General features: G+C 40.6%; 13 protein-coding genes. 3 read left to right on the forward strand and 10 right to left on the reverse strand.

The features are described from left to right. Nucleotides 1-7 precede the first annotated feature (7 nt). From ABFX33_RS14895 to ABFX33_RS14920, 6 genes are all read right to left on the reverse strand, one after another. Nucleotides 8-3748 (reverse strand): SusC/RagA family TonB-linked outer membrane protein, encoded by a 3741-nt coding sequence (locus ABFX33_RS14895; RefSeq protein ID WP_346086656.1) that lies wholly within the window; start codon nt 3746-3748, stop codon nt 8-10. A gap of 121 nt (nt 3749-3869) precedes the next feature. Beyond that, the gene (locus tag ABFX33_RS14900; protein ID WP_346086657.1) at nt 3870-5075 is read right to left on the reverse strand and encodes a FecR family protein; all 1206 of its coding nucleotides are present in this window, start codon (nt 5073-5075) and stop codon (nt 3870-3872) included. Between the two features lie 129 nt (nt 5076-5204). After that, a complete protein-coding gene (locus tag ABFX33_RS14905) occupies nt 5205-5816 on the reverse strand; it encodes an RNA polymerase sigma factor (RefSeq protein WP_346086658.1) in 612 nt (203 codons plus the stop codon). Between the two features lie 538 nt (nt 5817-6354). Continuing rightward, complete coding sequence (locus ABFX33_RS14910) at nt 6355-6894, reverse strand: ankyrin repeat domain-containing protein (RefSeq protein ID WP_346086659.1); 540 nt, start codon at nt 6892-6894, stop codon at nt 6355-6357. Nucleotides 6895-7085: 191 nt separating this feature from the next. Then, nucleotides 7086-7808, reverse strand: a complete 723-nt coding sequence (locus tag ABFX33_RS14915) for an MBL fold metallo-hydrolase (protein WP_346086660.1) — start codon at nt 7806-7808, stop codon at nt 7086-7088. A 138-nt stretch (nt 7809-7946) separates the two neighbouring features. Continuing rightward, the gene (locus ABFX33_RS14920; RefSeq protein WP_346086661.1) at nt 7947-8321 is read right to left on the reverse strand and encodes an SMI1/KNR4 family protein; all 375 of its coding nucleotides are present in this window, start codon (nt 8319-8321) and stop codon (nt 7947-7949) included. A 323-nt stretch (nt 8322-8644) separates the two neighbouring features. Between ABFX33_RS14920 and ABFX33_RS14925 the strand changes: the two genes are divergently transcribed. After that, the gene (locus tag ABFX33_RS14925; RefSeq protein WP_346086662.1) at nt 8645-9112 is read left to right on the forward strand and encodes an HAD domain-containing protein; all 468 of its coding nucleotides are present in this window, start codon (nt 8645-8647) and stop codon (nt 9110-9112) included. A gap of 309 nt (nt 9113-9421) precedes the next feature. Here the strand turns inward: ABFX33_RS14925 and ABFX33_RS14930 are convergent, their stop codons facing one another. Both ABFX33_RS14930 and ABFX33_RS14935 read right to left on the reverse strand, forming a co-directional pair. Then, entirely contained in the window at nt 9422-10480 is a 1059-nt protein-coding gene (locus tag ABFX33_RS14930; RefSeq protein ID WP_346086663.1) for a hypothetical protein, read from the reverse strand. Further along, nucleotides 10477-10761 carry a hypothetical protein gene (locus ABFX33_RS14935; protein WP_346086664.1) on the reverse strand — a complete coding sequence of 95 codons (285 nt, stop codon included), beginning with the start codon at nt 10759-10761 and terminating at the stop codon, nt 10477-10479. The genes ABFX33_RS14930 and ABFX33_RS14935 overlap by 4 nt, the downstream gene beginning before the upstream one ends. Before the next feature lie 428 nt (nt 10762-11189). Between ABFX33_RS14935 and ABFX33_RS14940 the strand changes: the two genes are divergently transcribed. Continuing rightward, nucleotides 11190-12227 carry a sensor histidine kinase gene (locus tag ABFX33_RS14940; protein ID WP_346086665.1) on the forward strand — a complete coding sequence of 346 codons (1038 nt, stop codon included), beginning with the start codon at nt 11190-11192 and terminating at the stop codon, nt 12225-12227. Between the two features lie 19 nt (nt 12228-12246). Then, nucleotides 12247-12948, forward strand: a complete 702-nt coding sequence (locus ABFX33_RS14945; RefSeq protein WP_346086666.1) for a LytR/AlgR family response regulator transcription factor — start codon at nt 12247-12249, stop codon at nt 12946-12948. On the opposite strand, the gene ABFX33_RS14950 is transcribed toward ABFX33_RS14945, so the two are convergent. Both ABFX33_RS14950 and ABFX33_RS14955 read right to left on the reverse strand, forming a co-directional pair. After that, nucleotides 12945-16028, reverse strand: coding sequence for a lantibiotic dehydratase (locus tag ABFX33_RS14950; RefSeq protein ID WP_346086667.1), 3084 nt, complete (start codon nt 16026-16028; stop codon nt 12945-12947). The genes ABFX33_RS14945 and ABFX33_RS14950 overlap by 4 nt on opposite strands. Before the next feature lie 9 nt (nt 16029-16037). After that, nucleotides 16038-16406, reverse strand: coding sequence for a response regulator (locus ABFX33_RS14955; protein ID WP_346086668.1), 369 nt, complete (start codon nt 16404-16406; stop codon nt 16038-16040). Nucleotides 16407-17025 lie beyond the last annotated feature (619 nt).

Raw genomic sequence — 17025 nt, forward strand, 5'->3', positions numbered from 1 at the left:
TTCAAGATTAAAAGGTGACATCCAGGCGGAGAAAATAGCTTTTTGCAGTTGGTAGAGCCCAGTTACTGAGGGATGTACTATTGCTTGCGGTAGCTTGCACCTCCGCATCTATGGCATTGCCTGCGGCGCTCCATATCCAAGGATTATTGACCTGTCCGGCTATTTTCAGGCGATCTACTTTTAAGTATTTCGCCAGTTTTTGTGGCAGTGTATAAGATAAGGATACATTTCGCCAGCGAATAAAATCGCCCTTAGCAACGTTATCTGTCGAGCGGATATACATTCCGCCCAAGGATCCGACATTGACAACGCTGATTCCGGGTTCGTAATAGATCAAGGCTTTCGGTATTTCACTGTCCGGATTTTCGGGTGTCCATGATTTTGCGACCCAATCTTCATTGCCATCGGTCAGGTTGAAAGCAAAACTTGGCTTATAAATCTTATGGCCTCCGTAGTACAGGAACATCGCGGAGAGTTCAAAATTTTTGTAGCGGATATTCTGGATTAAGGAAGCATTGACCAAAGGAGTCTTTGTTCCCATATAGCGCACATCCTCGGGTTTCATGGAGGTAGATCCATCCAACAGAAGTGTGCCATCCGTTTGGAAATGATGCATTGTTGTGCCATCCGAGCGAAGTATGATGGGCACACCATTTTGGTATTCTGTACCGCCGCTTGTTAATCCTCCGTATTGATAGGCATAAAGTGCATCAAAGGGCTTTCCATCCACCAGATATCCCCCAATGGCCAAATGAGAAGCCTGGGTCGGATTATAATAAGCCCTGGTCACGGTATTTTTATTGTAGGCAAACATGATGGTCGACGACACCAGCCAGTCGCTGTTGCGTAGCCAGGGGGATGAGACTGTCAGTTCAAGCCCCTTGTTGCTCATCGATCCGGAATTGACGCGCTGTGTGGTGTAGCCTGACGTGAAATGCACCTCTTTGGAGCCCAGCAGGTCTTCACTTTTCTTGTAATACAGGTCCACTTTACCGGATAGCTTTCCTTTGAGCAAGCTATAATCAAATCCGGCATTATACGACGTTGTCTTCTCCCAGCGCAGCATAGGGTTTGGCGCCGAAGATATACTGGTATAGGGGATGGATTGAGCGGTATAGATGGATTGATTACCGAGACTGGCCACCAGAAATGGGGTAGTGGTCTGATCCACATTTCCAGTCAGTCCATATGAAGTTCTGACATCTAGCATATCGATCCATGGCAGCCGCTGCATAAACGTTTCTTTCGATAGATTCCACTTTAGCCCTGCGGACCACAATGGTCTATAGCGGTATTTGGGATCCGTACCAAACAAGTTGGTCTGATCAATGCGCACACTGGCTGTGGCACTGTATTTCCCGAGATAAGTATATCCCCCGACAGCATACACACCCACATATCGGTTTTTGAGTTCGGTCAGGCTCGGATTCATATCCGAATCTGCGATTCTGATTCCGTTTCCATCCGCAACGGCACCCGGGAGTCCTGTATTGTTGTTGTAGATATAGGATGTCCGATAGCCGATGTTATAGATATCATAATTATTGAGCTGTGTATACGTCAGGGCAACGGGATCGTAACCATAATAAAGCGAACTTGTCGGGATGCTGGCGGCAATTTCTCTTAATTCCACACCGCCTGTTGCTGTGACCTGATGATCAGTTCCAAAGTTGCGGTTATAGTCCAGCTGGTTACGCCATACCCAACTATTTCGGGAGTTCTCTTCCGTGGCCATCCGGCCACCTACCGGAATAATGGCGTTGATGGCATCTTTTGTGGCAAATTTATTCCGCAAAAAGCGATAATAATAAGAATCGCGCGAGCGGAATTCCTCGGTCTTCCACTTTCCAAATTCGTATTCACCACTGGTTGAAAGACGTAGTCCCTTACCGAGATTAAAATTTAAACGGGTAAAGCTCCGTACCGAGTAATAGTTTTGTTTGATTTTATTGTCATTTAGTTCATCCAGGATATTAAATCTGTAGGATTCAAACTGTGGCAGCCCTTCAATGGCGGAGAGGACCTTCGGGTTAACGTGAAGTCCTCCTTGCATGCCCGTGATATCTACATAGTCACGGTATACCTTATTGCCATTATCATCCAATATAGCCGTATATGGCTCCAATAGATTGAGGTTGTTATAAACGTTATTGATATTTTTGCGACCGTTATATTGGATATCTGAGCCAATGTCAAAAGAAAACCAATTGTTTAACACCTGTTTGGACTTGATATTCCCCTTTACATATTGGTTACTGTTGTACTTGTTTTGCTGTCCGTCGTTGATATAATTCAGGGAGGCAAAGGTACTTTGGTTTTTACCTGAGCTATTGATCGAGAGGTTGTAGCTTTGGCGCAGCGGTGTTTTCCAGGCGAGGTCCATGTATTCTTGCCTGTAGTCTTTTGCATACCAATCGCTGAGCTGGTTTTCATACTCAGCTTGTGGCATTTCACCTTTAAGATATTGCAGTCGCGCCATTTGTAACGGGCTGTAATAATTGATGGAATTGCTTGTGGTGCCGGCTTGCCCGATACCCCGCAGCTTAGATTCGAGGTTGTCCAGTTCCGAGAGATTTGCTTTGCGCGCATCCCGTTGGAAAGTAGCGAGCTCATAGTCGATAAGCCCCTTTGTTGTAGCATAATGGTAATCCGACAAGGCGGGGTTCTCATTCCAGCGAAGGTCGGAGGTGAATTGAACCGACGTTTTATTTTGCTCAGTCAATCGGCCACCTTTTGTCGTAATGACGACGACCCCATTTGCTGCCCGTACACCGTAGATCGAAGATGCTGCTGCGTCCTTCAATACCGTAATCGTTTCTATATCGTTGACATTAATGTCATTGAGACTTCTTTCGGTCGGAAGGCCATCGATGACCAGGAGCGGCTCGTTGCCTATATTGCCGGAGAAGGTACTTATACCACGTACGACAGGGCTACCTTTGTAGGCACTCACACCCGCAGCCTGTCCTTCCAGTATTTCGGTGACATTGGTGAATACGCGTTTCTCAATCTTGCTTTTGTCGATAACATCAAAAGCGCCCGTTGACCGCTCACGGCTTAAAGTTTGATAGCCCGTATTGACTTCAACCACCACTTCATCACCCACGATGGTTTTGGTCTTTAATGTGATAGCCCCCAGACTTCTCCTTTTTTGGAGCTGGAATTCCCGCGGTTCAATGCTTACCCCGGTAAACAGCAATATGGCTCCATCTTCTACATTTTTGAGGGTAAATCGACCATAGTTGTCCGACGCTGTGGCATTTTTTGTGCCCTTCTCCACGATTGTAATGCCAGAGAGGACTTCGCCCTTTTCGTTGACCGTTTTACCAGAAATATCTTCTACCTGAGCGCTTTTCAGCGAGTAGCTGTCCATAGGTCTGGGCTTGACGACCACCGTATTGCCAATGATGGCATAATCAAGCGGCTGATTGTCAAAACATAATTTCAGTACATCTCTGAAATCACTGTTCTTAATGGATAGGGACACGGGATGTGCCCTTCGCAATACCTCCGGTTCGTAGAAAAACTGATATTTGGTCTGTTTTTTTAAGGCATCCAGGACGTTTTTCAACGAACCGTTTTTTTGGTCAATTGTTACTTTTTGGGAGAAGGCATTTGCATGGACAAATAATGTTCCCGAAAGCAGGAAAACAGTGGTTAGTTTCATTGCAAGCTTGTTTTTTAGTAATGACTCCCTAACAGGCGGAGCCAATTTCCATCCAACGACGGAAATCTGTTTTAATTTCATAAATTTGTTGAGTTAGGGTTATAAATTCACTATTGTACACACAAGAAGACTGATGACCTTTACATTTAGCCGTTTCGTCTCGCACACGAAACGGTTTCCTTTTTTCAAGTCGGCCTTCCAGCTAATTATAGATGACTAGTTTATTATCCTGTAGTTTACAGTTGATATTGCTTTCATTTAAGATCTTGATGACCTGTTCCAGACTTGTCTGCCGTTCAAAACCGCCGCTAAACTTACGGTTTGGCACCCCGCCACGAAATACGACCTCGATCGTATACCAGCGGGAGAGCTGTTTGAGTACTTCTTTGATATCCGTATTTTCGAAAGAAAAGAGGCCATTTTTCCATGCGACGATTGTCGAGGCTTCCTCAGGAATAGTTCGTTTAAGATTACCGTTGGCTTTGTCGTATTGACTCTGCTGTCCCGGCTGCAGGAAGAGTTCATTTGTTCCGTTATTTACTTTTACGGCTCCCTGTAGCAAGGTGGTTTCAATGTTTTGGTCATTTGAATATGCCTTGACATTGAAATGTGTTCCCAATACCTCAACCTTTAAATCGGGCAGGGCGACTGTAAAAGGCTGGTTTTTCCGGTGAGCAACTTCAAAGTAGGCTTCACCTGTCAGTTCCACCTGGCGGTTTTTACCGGAAAAAGCGGCCGGGAATTTTAAGGACGACCCCGCATTGAGCCATACTTTGGTACCGTCTGCCAATACGATGCGGTACTGTGTTCCGTTGGGGGTAGTGAGGTTATTGATGGCATGATCAGCTTCATGATCCGCATTACCGGCCATGATCTGAAGGCCTTCCTGATTATTCAATAATTGGGTTTTGCCGAAAAGCGAAACGGTGTCACGTTTATCGGCGTCGAGTACAACTTGCTGTCCATCTGCCAGGGTCAGAATCGCTTTATCCTTGCCGGGGGTAAATTTTGTGATGGCATTTGCCGCTTGCGTAGGTCTGGAATCAACCAATAGGTTTTGCTTCCATATCAAGTAACTCGCAAACATAAAGAAGAGTAGTGCTGCAGCCGCTATGTAATATTTCAACCTATAAATCTTCGTTTTGACGGCTGCTTGTGCAGGGTATAAAGTAGCGTTGGGCTCATGTAACATCGCATCCACATAACTGTCGGTTTGTAGCAGTACTTTGTCCAGCATGCGCCGAAATACAGGATCTTCAGGTATACTGTCGTCTTCGAGCATGGCAGTTATATCAGTAGCCAAAGGCGAATGTTCACCATGATTTGCAAAATGGTTCAGGAGTTGCTGGAGCTCCTCCTCCGAACAAGTTCCGGCTAAAAATTTGCTGTATAAATGTGTTGGATTCATGTTGTATCTGTATCGCTATTGAAACCTTATACCCATAATACGGAGCAACGGTAAAAAGTATCCATATAAAGTTCAACTTTTTTTGAACGCTCATGACCGCACACATGAAAGTCAGCTTTCTAAAGGAGATCAATTCGGGAATCCAGTTATGTAATGCAGGATTATCGGGAGAAGTATTAATCTAAATAGATGCGGGGATTTTAGTACCTGTTCCTTTATGTTGCGCGAGGCCTGATAAATATGTTTATTGATCGTGCTAGGAGAGATCCCCATCAACGTAGCGATTTCTTTGTAACTCTTACCATTCAGTTTGTGCAGTTCAAAGGCGCGACGCTGTTGCTCCGGCAGTTTCGCCAAGAGCGATTCAAAAATTTGTTTGTTTTCCTTTTTGATCAATTGTTCTTCGATAGGATCGTACCAATTTGTCTTTTGAAGTAGAAGCTCACGCAGCTGTCTATCGGATGCGGCCTTACGATAGTAATCGATGGCGAGGTTTTTTGCGATACGATAAAGATAAGCTTTGAAGGATTGACCGGGGTCTATCGCCGTACGATTATTCCATACTCTTGTGAAAAGTTCCTGCAAAGCATCGCCGGCCAGATCATCGTCTTTAAGTAGTTTGAGGAAATTAACGGCAAGCTGCTGTTTGTAATGATGGTAAATCAATTCGAATGCACCATGGTTCCCATCCTTTAATTGTTGGAGTAATTCGTGTTCGTTATCTAAAGGAATATGTGACATGCGGTAGACTTTGTTTACGAAGTAAAGAAAACTTTCGGAAAATGTCAACTTTGAATAGTGTGGTTCTTGAAACAAGAAGCGACGGTGACGTTAGGATGTTTATCGACTCGCTGAAGATGGGACTCTTGTCAAATTGGTATTAGGTGATGTACTTTGGGAATTGCATCAGATCTGATTCAAATTTTATTTTCGGATATACTACCAATTAACATCTCATTTATAAATTGTTCTGTATATCGCTGCAACCCGGCTTCTTTTTGGTCAAAGTAAGCCTTTATTTTTGAACAAATTTTAGGGTCGTAGCAAAACTTGACCCGCAGGTTTTCAATCCATTCGCCCCGGATTACTATAGTAATCAATCTTTTTGTATCACGGGCCAAGCCAATTACGGTAATCTAGGAGCATTAGCTCTGAGAAAAATGTCATTTTAGCGGCGGTGTGTAGTAAGCTTTGCTCGGTAGTCTCCAGTTCGTAAAGATTTCTTTTCAATTTTTGCTGCTATTTTGGGTAGTATTTTAGTTGAAATATTGTAGTGTGTTTATTTTAGCAGGTGTCTCAGATCCCATTCCTTTTTGTTATGCCCCGCATCGATTCCGCCACCGATAGTATTTATAATATCCCTGACAGAACGGTCATGATAATTGATTAAATCCAGCGAAGCGCCTTTTGACACAAGAAGATTTATTATTTTGATCATATTCTCCTGACCACGGTAATTCATAACAGCTATCCATAAAGGTGTATTCCCATTTATTTCACGGATATCAATTTCTGCACTGTTATCAATTAAGTGGCTTACAATTCGATAGTTCATTTTAGAAACTGCTATGTGCAGCGCTGCAAGTTCACCGCCACGTTTATTCCGCTTATGATTTATGTCAATACCACAGTGTAAAAGAAAATCTATCAGATCTTCCGGTTGATACTTTTTGTCATATCCGGAACCCACATATGCTATTAGTAGATTGTTCTGATCATAAACATCGGTTTTGCAGAAATCAACACCTTCTGACCTTGCTTTTTCTAATGTATCAATGTCATTTTCGTAGATCAGTTTAAATAATTCTGTAAATTCCATCTTTAAGTCTTTTAATGGTTTTCCTCCCTTTTAAATTTAGTAATTCGTCACCGAATTTTCTACTTTTAAATACTCCAGTTTTTTGGGAGGAGGTCAACCAAAAATATCAGCTAATTACACGTTGGGATAAAGATACAGAATACAAGTATCTGAAATACCACGCAGCTTTATGTAAAAAATTTTGTTAATTATTAGAGGGTAATTATTTCATTTTCAATATCATGATAAAGAAGGATCTTCCATTGTTCTTCTTTTGCTCTTTTCTTCCAAATGATTCGTTCTTCCATCGTTTTTTTGCCATCATAATCAGTTTTAAATGCTATTTGATAGTTTAAATATCCCATTTGAGGAAGGTTGTCTGCACCATAAAAAGCTGTCTCTCCATTTTCCTTAATCCAAAAAACCTGATGATAAGGAGTATGTCCGCCAGTAACTTCGAAATCAATTTCTGAAGTAATACATCCTTTATCAGAATCCATCCAGACAATATTGGCATTCTCAACAATGAACTTCAAAACATCCAAATCAAAAGAAGGGCTGCCATCTTTTGACAGCGCAAAATCATATTCACGCTTTTGTATGTAAACTTCGGCATTTGGAAAATTAAACGTCCAATCATTTTTCTCACTATTCACAAGTCCGTTAATGTGGTCTTTGTGCAAATGAGAAAGCATAGCTAGCTTGACATCTTCTGGTTTAAAACCTGCTTTTATAATGTTATCGTGAATTTTTGGAATTCCGTTTTCCATCAAGCCTAATCCTGCATCTAGCAATACTAGATTACCAGCTGTTTCAATAAGGAAAGGCTGTACAGCCATTTTTAAATTTTTATCGTTTTCAGTATCTTTCAGATAGGTGAAATTTTTATTCCTATCGACACTGAAATCACCGTCTTTTAAAGGATATATTTTCATTTGTTATTGTTTAATTTCATTTATTCTATTGATTGATAAAACGTAGGATAACAAAACTAAACATCCCAAAAACAAAATAGTAAAAATCTTCTTTTTTTTGAATTAATTACTATTTCCCGTATAGATATCGGCGAAATTTCAAGATATAATACCCAATTCTTGATGCCACTTATATAATCCCCCAGGGTCGAAGACATTTCCTTTTAAAAAACGTTGCAAAAATTCTGTAAGTGACGAAGTCATGCCAATTACGGGATCCGATGCATTAAATATTTCATAGCAGCTATCTCCTAAATGCCTTAATCCCCACATGTCTGAATAAATCATATATTCTGAAAAATAAAACCAATTAACTCCATAATGGTCTGGGTATTCCATTATTCCAGAGAGCGGTATAATATTGAAAATATCTTCATTGCAGCCAAATCCATTACATAAAAGATAAAATCTTCTAAACTCATCAGGCAAAGGGAACCCAATCTTTTGTTCAAACGCATCGATATCCGACAGCATAGCTCCAGGATAGATGTCAATTCCATTTTTCTCGTGCTTTTTACTATAGTCGTAATTAATTGTCTCATTCCTGTATTACTTATCACTGGACATTTCTTTCATCTATACACAATTGTTTCTTTCTTAGTTTTGTTTAGGAGCTTTTCAACCTTTAAACCTAGTATATCCTTTTGGTCGATCAATTTCATGTTATGGCTTGTATTTTGAATTTACAAATTTGAACTGAAGAACACAAGATTCTATCAATTAAAGACACTGCTTTGATTCTTATATCCCGAATTGATGGCTGTAAAGTTTCAAATTAATTATTAGCTTAGTATCATATGATTTTCTTTCTCGACATAGATGGTGTCATGGTGCATGCTAATCCACATAGGAGGGTAGCGCAGGCAACTGATGGCTTTTATGTATTTAGCAGCGCTGCTGTAGAAATATTTAATACTGTGTTCATTGCAAAAGAAGATCAGGTAATCCTCTCTACCTCGCATCGATTTAGATATAGTTTAGAAGAATGGAAAAAGCTTTTTGCCGCTCGGGGAATTCGAATAGATTCACTTACGCTGTTGGAAGATGTTGTACCGAAAGTCAACCATCGTTATTCACGCAAGGATGAAATATTAGGTCAGATTGTGCGTCAAAATATCCAGCCAGAGCAAATGATCATTATAGATGATGACAAATCATTAAATGATTTGCCGCAAGTACTAAAGTCAAGGCTAGTATTGACAACTTCATATATCGGATTGAATGAAATGGATTTGACCAATTTGAAAAATATACTCAACAGCTAGTTTCAGGCAATAATTTCATTATATCGTCAATCAGATAAAAACTGGGAAACTGGATAATCTTTCAATTTGACGAAATCAAATCTGTAGTAACAATTCCAATAGCTTACTATTCTACTTCGAATTGTCCTTTCGTATGATATGTTTTCAGTAAAGAAGTCATTTATCCAAAGTTTTTGCCGTGGGGTGGAAAAAATACTTTAAAATCAAGGATCCATTAGCGTTAGACTATCTACCTAAGTTCTTGGGAAAAGGAGAGGCTTGATCCAATAGTAAAAGCCTAGATTATTGGTCTAGGCTTTTAGATTAAAATTAATCTTCAAGTCTTGGGTCTCTATCATTTACGAATTTTATCGTTTTCGTAATATAATTACTAGACAGTCCACAGCTACTAATAGCTTGTGCAGATATGGTAATATTTTCTGACCATCCCTGTGGAACACTACCTGTCGTACTTAACTTAATAGAAGTCGGTGAAAGTTTAGTCCAGGTGACATTTGGATTATAAGATACCGACCAATTATAATCAGTGTTTCCATTTAAAGCTAATGTATAGGTTCGCGATTCGCCTAATGGAAGAGAGGCATCACCACTTATTGCCCCTTTAGCAATTGTACCAATTTCAATCTCTTTATCGAATGTTTTACCATTATAAGTTGATCTCAGTTTCACAAATCCACTTGCAGTGCCAATTCTTTTAATTTTCCATTGACTATTACTAAGTTGTGTTAATGCGGCAATACCATCTGCATTTTCCAATGTTACAGTTCCTGGGTTGACTATGGAATAATTTGCTTCATCACAAATAGCATTTGGACCATTGATAGATGTTTCAGGATCAGCCAGTGTAATTTTATATTTCTTATCGTGTATAAACCATTCTCTATTAAATGTTACTTGAGGTGCCCATCCAGCTGTTTCTTGATTTGGTATTCCTACAGCAGGATTGAAGTAATATTTATAGCGAACAATAACTTGACTATTTTTATACTTAGAATAACCGAGTGTCGAGTGAAGGGGAAGTGATAGAGTGAAATCTTTATATGTTGAATTGTTATAAACAACACCACCGATAGTGAAATCAGATCTATTAAAACTAGGTCCATCAACTGAAGCTAATATCTCTCCAGATGAACTTACCACTACAACACTAGTTTTAATATCACTAAAGTATGGTTTGTACATGCCGCTAACAGTTATTCCAAACGATCCTTTAATATAACTAGGAGGGATAACTACCGTATTATTGACGACAGCGGGACTTATGATGTTAAAATTATTCGGATACAGTGCGTTCCCTGAATCATCACTCTGTGCTTTTGCAAAAAATGCAAAACAGATTAAAAGTAATATAGTTAGTGCTTTTTTCATTTTACAAGATTTTTCTTAAGTTCTTTCAAATCTTCAATAAATGGCTCAATTTTATGGATATGTTCGATATTCTTATATCTAAATCCTAAACTATCTTTAACAAACGTCAGATCTTCTTTTGGGAGGCCTACCAACATGCTAAATAATTTTTTGGTTTCTTCAATATTGAACTGCTCATTTTTAAGCTCGAAAGTGTCTTGGTTAGGCTCGGCGGCCTGCTCTTTCTTACACGCGCCAAAGCCTAGCCCTAGCAGTGCAATAAATAATAAATATCTTTTCATTTGGTAATATAATTAGTCAATAAGATAAGCATTAATTTGTGTATTTTCTTAACAATAGGAAAATTACACAAAAGTGTAGGTTGGTTAAAGGGAACTTTCTTCGTCTTTAAGTGACTTAGCTTTCCAAAGCAAATGTAACTCCAATGTTACAGTGAATTTAAACACATTAATTTTGAAAACAGTCCAATGCCTTTTCCAAAAGATTCTTATAATCAAAATATTAAGTATATTTTGATCTAATTCCGTTGTTGGGAAGCATTTTTTTATCGAATTGATGTATTTATTCATAGCGGAACTTAAAGTATATCTTTATATTTAGGCCTGATATAACAAGGGGGGATATGATATCGGTAACTGAATTCTTTCAGAATTATAATCCAGTGAAGCGCTTTTTTTTTCACTCGTGCTTCTGGTTTATTGTTTTAGGTATGCAGTTTATTAGTTACCAACGGATTGACCCTCATAATTCCTGGCTGCTTTTTTTAAAAGATGTCTTTTCGCTTTTATCGATATTCTATGTCACCGCTTATATTATCATACCCCGTTGGTTTATCCGAGGAAAGTTTTTGCTATGCCTGTTATGGCTGGTCATTATTTATGCCTGGTGGTCCGTACTGACCTATTACAGTGCAGTATTAACGCTACACTTTCTGTCCCCAGCTGAGCGGTTGACGGATTATTTGCAATTTATGATTGATAAAGGAATCCTTGGGGCATTCCGTATTTCTTCCATCACCGATTATCTGTTAGATTTTATCTTTCTGGTTGCTTTTCCTTTGACTGTTAAGATTGTGCAGTCCTTTATGAGCATCAGAAATGTAAAAGTCAACCTAGAACTTAAGAATGCTGAACTTGAACTCAATAATGTACAGCTCGAACTGGCCTTCCTCAAACATCAGATCAATCCCCATTTTCTGTTAAATACACTCTATAGTATCTATGTTCTGGTATCAGACAAGGATGATCGGGGAGAGCAGAGTATGATGCGTCTCAGTGGTATGATGGTCTATCTGCTCCACGAAAGCAACCAACCAGAGATCGAATTAAACCGAGAATTTCAGTTGATCCGAGATTATGTCGAGTTGGAAAGAATCCGGTATAATGAATCACTCCAGATCAATGTTAACCTTGAGACAGATGATGCGCATTGTACTATTGTACCGTTGATTTTTTTTCCATTCGTGGAGAATGCCTTCAAACACGGACCACGGACCAGTGTCTCCAATGCCTGGGTGAAAATAAACATATCCGTTAAAAATCATATTTTGTATATGCATGTATCCAATGCCTATCGGGAGTTACCTAAACCTCAAAATTATGTTGGTGGACTTGGTATACAAAATGTTCGGAAGCGACTGGAGCTTTATTACCCAAATCGCTATACCTTTAAAACCTCTTCGGAGGCCGGAATATACAGTACCGAACTTCGGGTGGACTTGTTAGAAAAGGAAAACAAAGATCAGTGACACAAAGAATTTAATCGTTATGTATAGCATAAATACTATTCTTATAGAGGATGAACCAATTGCTCGAATGCGCCTCGAAAAACTAGTCAAAAAGATTGGTATCATTAAAGTTGTGGGCGTTTATGAAAATCCAACGCAAGCAATTGAACTATTGAAACAGCATAAGATCGATCTTATCCTATCTGATATCGATATGCCTGAGATGGACGGAGTGGCATTCCTTAAAGGTCTCTCTCATCCGCCTTTTGTGATCTTTATAACCGCCCATTACGAGTATGCTGTTGATGGATTTGAACTCGATGTCATTGATTATATCCTAAAGCCCTTACTTACTGAGGAGCGCTTAATGAAGGCTATCGAAAAAGTTCAGAAAGCCATGATGTTTTCACGGGGAGGCCAGGGAGAGCGCAAAGCGATCAAGGTGAAAGATCGAAACAAGACCATATTTATTGATGCCAATGATATCTATTACCTAAAGGCCTGGGGCGACTATATCCAGATCTATTCAGCCGAAGGAATGCAAACACTGCTTTGTACTATGAAAGAGATGGAGACGACATTGCCCTGGGATATGTTTGCCCGTATGCACCGTTCTTACATTGTTAATCTGAACCATATCAAAGGGGTGGAGGCGAGTAAAGTTATACTCAAAGACGGTACCGAAATAGCTATTGGATTGCAATATCGTAGCCAGTTATTTACCCGAATGGGTCTTAGTTAAGCATAAATGCCTTTAGACTGATGCGCTCCATATTTGCCGATCTGCATCCGGTAGAAGTTCGTCATAAAGTGGTAAATCGCAAGCTCATACATACGCTGATCGCTTAAAAACAATCTGTTCACAAACATGTGAATATAACTCGATAACAAAGGTTGAACAGCCTCTACAGGTCCCAACTCAGGTTCATTCGACTTTATCAACCTGAATATTTCACTTTGGACCTGATTCAAATCTATCTGATCAGTGAGCGGGTTGCTGTTTAAAGTCAGCATGTCAAACCAATGTTTTCGCACCTTAAATTTTTCATTCAGCTGTATCCAGATCTGTTTCTCGTTACCAAATTCATTGAAGTATAAGCCGTACATCTTTTCGCAGAAATCCCGCTTTTCTACCCATGTAAATCCCGCATTTTCAAGGATACAATCGATATATTCAAAGGCCAGTTTCCACCGTTCATTGATCGCTGAGGATCCCTGTATTTTTTGTATGATTAGTTCACTTTCGAGATAGAATAACTCTTCGCTTTTTTCCATGCACAGTGGAGTATACCGTTCGATCTCACGTATATAGGTATCATAGGAGAGTGCCGCTATCTCTTCGTTTTCTAAGAGATCGCTCAGATTAGCGTTCAAACAAGATATCACTTGTTGATAAGTCTGATGGTCAAACAACTCCACACGGAATCTTATGTGCGGGCTGGGATCATCGTAGCGTATAAAAAACCACTTTTTCACAATCTGCTCCTGTTTGAGCGTTGCAATTATTGCAGGTATATAATCCCTTAAAAGGCTGTCGGCCATGCTGTGACCGCAAAAGATTTTTGCGTACAGCCAGCTGCTTCCCAAAGGAAAATTTCGTCTGAGCGCACTCGCTGCCGGAGGGGTAGGATCTTGTTGTATTATTGCAGTGGAATGGAAGGGAATGATCAGTTCATTTGCATAAGACTGCCCAGCGAGATCTTTGACCGGCGACTGATAATGGTCAAGCAAGTTTTCGGTCAGGATAATGCTGTTCTTGGCCAGCTCTTCGAATAGTATCTCGATGCAGAGACTATTATCCAGATTAAGCAGTAATTCATTGTCGCCATTGGTCAGGACAACATGGACAGGCAACTTATGCTTTTGTCTGATTTCAGCTAGGAGCAATCTCTTTTCCAAGGCTGTTTTGTGCTGCGTCAAGATCTTCGGAAGCCGCCATTGCTCACGGCTGAGTATAATATTTTTATAGCTCACCCGCGGTAGTCGCGGCTGATCTTTCAATATACCCCAGTTCCAGGCAATATCCAGACGATGCTGCTGAAATTGAAAATCCGACAAAAACTTGTACAAATTCATGCCATCGGAAAAATCATGGGCCGAGGTCAACCGCGGCTCAATAATCTGTTTAAAAGTTTTAGACCACAGGTACAATTTTCCAGCTTTCGCAAATAGGTACAGATCATTGAGGGCAACCTGCTTTTGGACCGGGCTCGATCCTGCAGTCAAGCGGATTGTTAGTCTACGGATATCAGGTCGCTGCAGGATATTGCCAACACGAGCATCCGGTAAATAAGCGATTTCCGCCAATTGTGTCGTCCCATAGCATTCCTGTTCCTTAGCGGCTGATTGATGCAATGCCGCGGATAGGTTAGCATCCATATAAGCAAATCGGGCTAGCAGATTGCCCGATGAGGAACCACCCAGATTTCCCAGATGAAAGAACATTTCTGCCTCCGTTTCCTTCTGTAGTAGATTCCCAAAAGCATAAAAAGACTTGGGAATAAGCTGATCCGACGCTGTTCCAATACCCTGTAGGTCATTGTCACGAATACTTATCTCCGAGAAATTGTTCGTCGCACTCTCCAGGAATTTCTCCATGACGAATTGCTGATAACGATGCGGTTTGTCCTGTCCAGCTATTGGATGGAAGCCGTTTAAATTAGCCAATATCTCATCCATCATGCGATAGGTACTTTCGTTGTTGCCGTAGCCTATGCCCGTATCCACGTCGAGCGCATGCAAAAGTGAAACCATACGGTCGCCATATCGTTCCTCAAAACCCCTGCTGAATCGCTCAAAATCTGCCATTGGGCGAGGATCATTCAGTACCAATAAGTTTTGGAGCTGCTTCTCCAACCTGTTAACCACCGCATAGGGTATCTGATTTTCCGCCATTCCGAGCAACAAGTCCCCCTGGATCAGCTTGTGAAAATCCAAGGTCGAAAAATGCATTTTAAGCTGTTCCGCCACCTGATCATTCGCCTGTTGTAGTTGGGTATTCTCCTGCAAAGTCCTTGCAACCGACAGCATTGTTGGCAAATACTTATTCTTTGTATCCACCCTGCGTAGTACCCGGATGAGCTGCTCAAGGTAAACCTCGCCAATTACATCGAGCTGCAATTCAGAGGATATCAACCCCAGCTGCAACAGCTTATGAATATATTGAGTAGCCTGTTCCACTGTGGCACCACAGTCTTGTAGCGAAGTGAGTAACCTATTATAGCTCACCTTACCCTGACTTTGATTAACCAATGTCAATATCCGATCTAGTACCGGAGTTGTACGTACCTGTTTTAATGTATTTTTACCATCCGTCTGTTGATAGTATTTATACCAATTGCCCTGCCGATAAATTGTCGCATTGCTATGATAACTTAGTGCTTTTATAATTTCGGGATCATGTGAGATCAGTTCAATTATTTCCATCAAACTTTTGGTATCTAGCCGCAGCATAGCCCGATCCGTTTGGTCTCTGGTCAGCGCAAGCTTAGCCTCATTACCCTTTCCGATGCTTCCTAATGAAACGCCTGCAAATAGCCCGAATGGCGTGCTGCGGCTGGCCATTCGGATCGTGTATTTAAAAAGCGTGCTAAGGGCTTTACGCTGTGGTTCACTATCCTCAACCAACCATTTATCTACCTCGTTCAGAAAAGCAGGGCTAGCCAGATAGACGGCATCCCGCAGACGGCGGTCGCTATAGATATCACGTAGTTGCGATAGGATCGCGTCGCCATCCGACAGCTCCATCAGTTTAGTGATTTGTTCCAGATTCAACAGGGGAGAGCGGAGTAGGAAATAATCGTCGTTAGTGAACGCAGTCATGGGCAACGATCAATGCATGTTAAACAGCTCAGCGATGCATTCTCGAAACATCTCGGGCGATATAGGTTTCTGGAGGGCATAGTGGTTGCGCTCTTTTACAAAGGAAGGATAATCCCTTTTAGAGATCGCCGAGGTAACGATCAAAAATGGTATTTCGGCAATATGTTCCTCCAAAGTCTCTATGGTTCCTCCACTGACGACCAAGTCTAAGAAAAGTATATCCGTAGCGCGCAGATCAGTGGCAAAACGGGCTGGATCTTCAATATCCCTAATCGTACCAGTAATGGAAAAACTGGGGAACATCCGAATATATTCGCTTATTTTCTTTATTGCCAATGGTTCGTCTTCGATAATAAGACATTTGAGGTTGTGTGGCATATAAACGGGGGCTAATATGAAATTCCGGATTAAAAAATGTTGTGAAAGTGCCTACCAGTTCACTTCCACAACGCACCCTACTATAAAATTATTCTTGATGATGTTACAGTTCTGATCGTCCCTCTTACCTGATCTCCATCAGCGCTTGTAAACGAAACTGGTTCTACAACAGCTATTGTCTGTACATCCAGTGCAAAATCTTCAGCTATGAAATTCTCGATATAGTCCATAATTTTGTTTTGAATCTGATACAAATGTGTTTTTTACGTAGAGAAAGAGAAAAAGATATCGATAGAATTGGAAATGAATTGGACGAACATAAATCTAGGTCCGACAAAAAAATACGCGAGTACAGGTAGCATTGGTATATAGGCGCAGTTTTTTATCATAACGATTTAATAGAGCAGCAAGCATCACATTGTACCTACCTATTTTGGCCAGCGTACCATAGACCACAGGTACCACAGCGCTAGTACCTAATCCTATAAAAAAATAACCCAGCAATATAATTGTAGAATAGCCTAAAGAACTTGAATATAAATTGTTTTTAAATTTCGACAGAATCGAAATTTGACCCGATGAAATGAGCATCCTGGGATTGTAAGCTCATTTTATGTTA

It is taken from the genome of Sphingobacterium ginsenosidimutans, from assembly GCF_039536865.1.
GTDB classification, from domain to species: Bacteria; Bacteroidota; Bacteroidia; order Sphingobacteriales; family Sphingobacteriaceae; genus Sphingobacterium; species Sphingobacterium detergens.

Excerpts from the sequence above, each read along its gene's own strand:
- ABFX33_RS14935 (WP_346086664.1), bottom strand. The coding sequence starts at position 10,761 with ATGAAAAGATATTTATTATTTATTGCACTGCTAGGGCTAGGCTTTGGC.
- ABFX33_RS14955 (WP_346086668.1), bottom strand. The coding sequence starts at position 16,406 with ATGCCACACAACCTCAAATGTCTTATTATCGAAGACGAACCATTGGCA.
- ABFX33_RS14945 (WP_346086666.1), top strand. The coding sequence starts at position 12,247 with ATGTATAGCATAAATACTATTCTTATAGAGGATGAACCAATTGCTCGA.
- ABFX33_RS14905 (WP_346086658.1), bottom strand. The coding sequence starts at position 5,816 with ATGTCACATATTCCTTTAGATAACGAACACGAATTACTCCAACAATTA.
- ABFX33_RS14920 (WP_346086661.1), bottom strand. The coding sequence starts at position 8,321 with ATGCTGTCGGATATCGATGCGTTTGAACAAAAGATTGGGTTCCCTTTG.
- ABFX33_RS14950 (WP_346086667.1), bottom strand. The coding sequence starts at position 16,028 with ATGACTGCGTTCACTAACGACGATTATTTCCTACTCCGCTCTCCCCTG.
- ABFX33_RS14910 (WP_346086659.1), bottom strand. The coding sequence starts at position 6,894 with ATGGAATTTACAGAATTATTTAAACTGATCTACGAAAATGACATTGAT.
- ABFX33_RS14940 (WP_346086665.1), top strand. The coding sequence starts at position 11,190 with ATGCAGTTTATTAGTTACCAACGGATTGACCCTCATAATTCCTGGCTG.
- ABFX33_RS14915 (WP_346086660.1), bottom strand. The coding sequence starts at position 7,808 with ATGAAAATATATCCTTTAAAAGACGGTGATTTCAGTGTCGATAGGAAT.
- ABFX33_RS14895 (WP_346086656.1), bottom strand. The coding sequence starts at position 3,748 with ATGAAATTAAAACAGATTTCCGTCGTTGGATGGAAATTGGCTCCGCCT.
- ABFX33_RS14930 (WP_346086663.1), bottom strand. The coding sequence starts at position 10,480 with ATGAAAAAAGCACTAACTATATTACTTTTAATCTGTTTTGCATTTTTT.
- ABFX33_RS14900 (WP_346086657.1), bottom strand. The coding sequence starts at position 5,075 with ATGAATCCAACACATTTATACAGCAAATTTTTAGCCGGAACTTGTTCG.
- ABFX33_RS14925 (WP_346086662.1), top strand. The coding sequence starts at position 8,645 with ATGATTTTCTTTCTCGACATAGATGGTGTCATGGTGCATGCTAATCCA.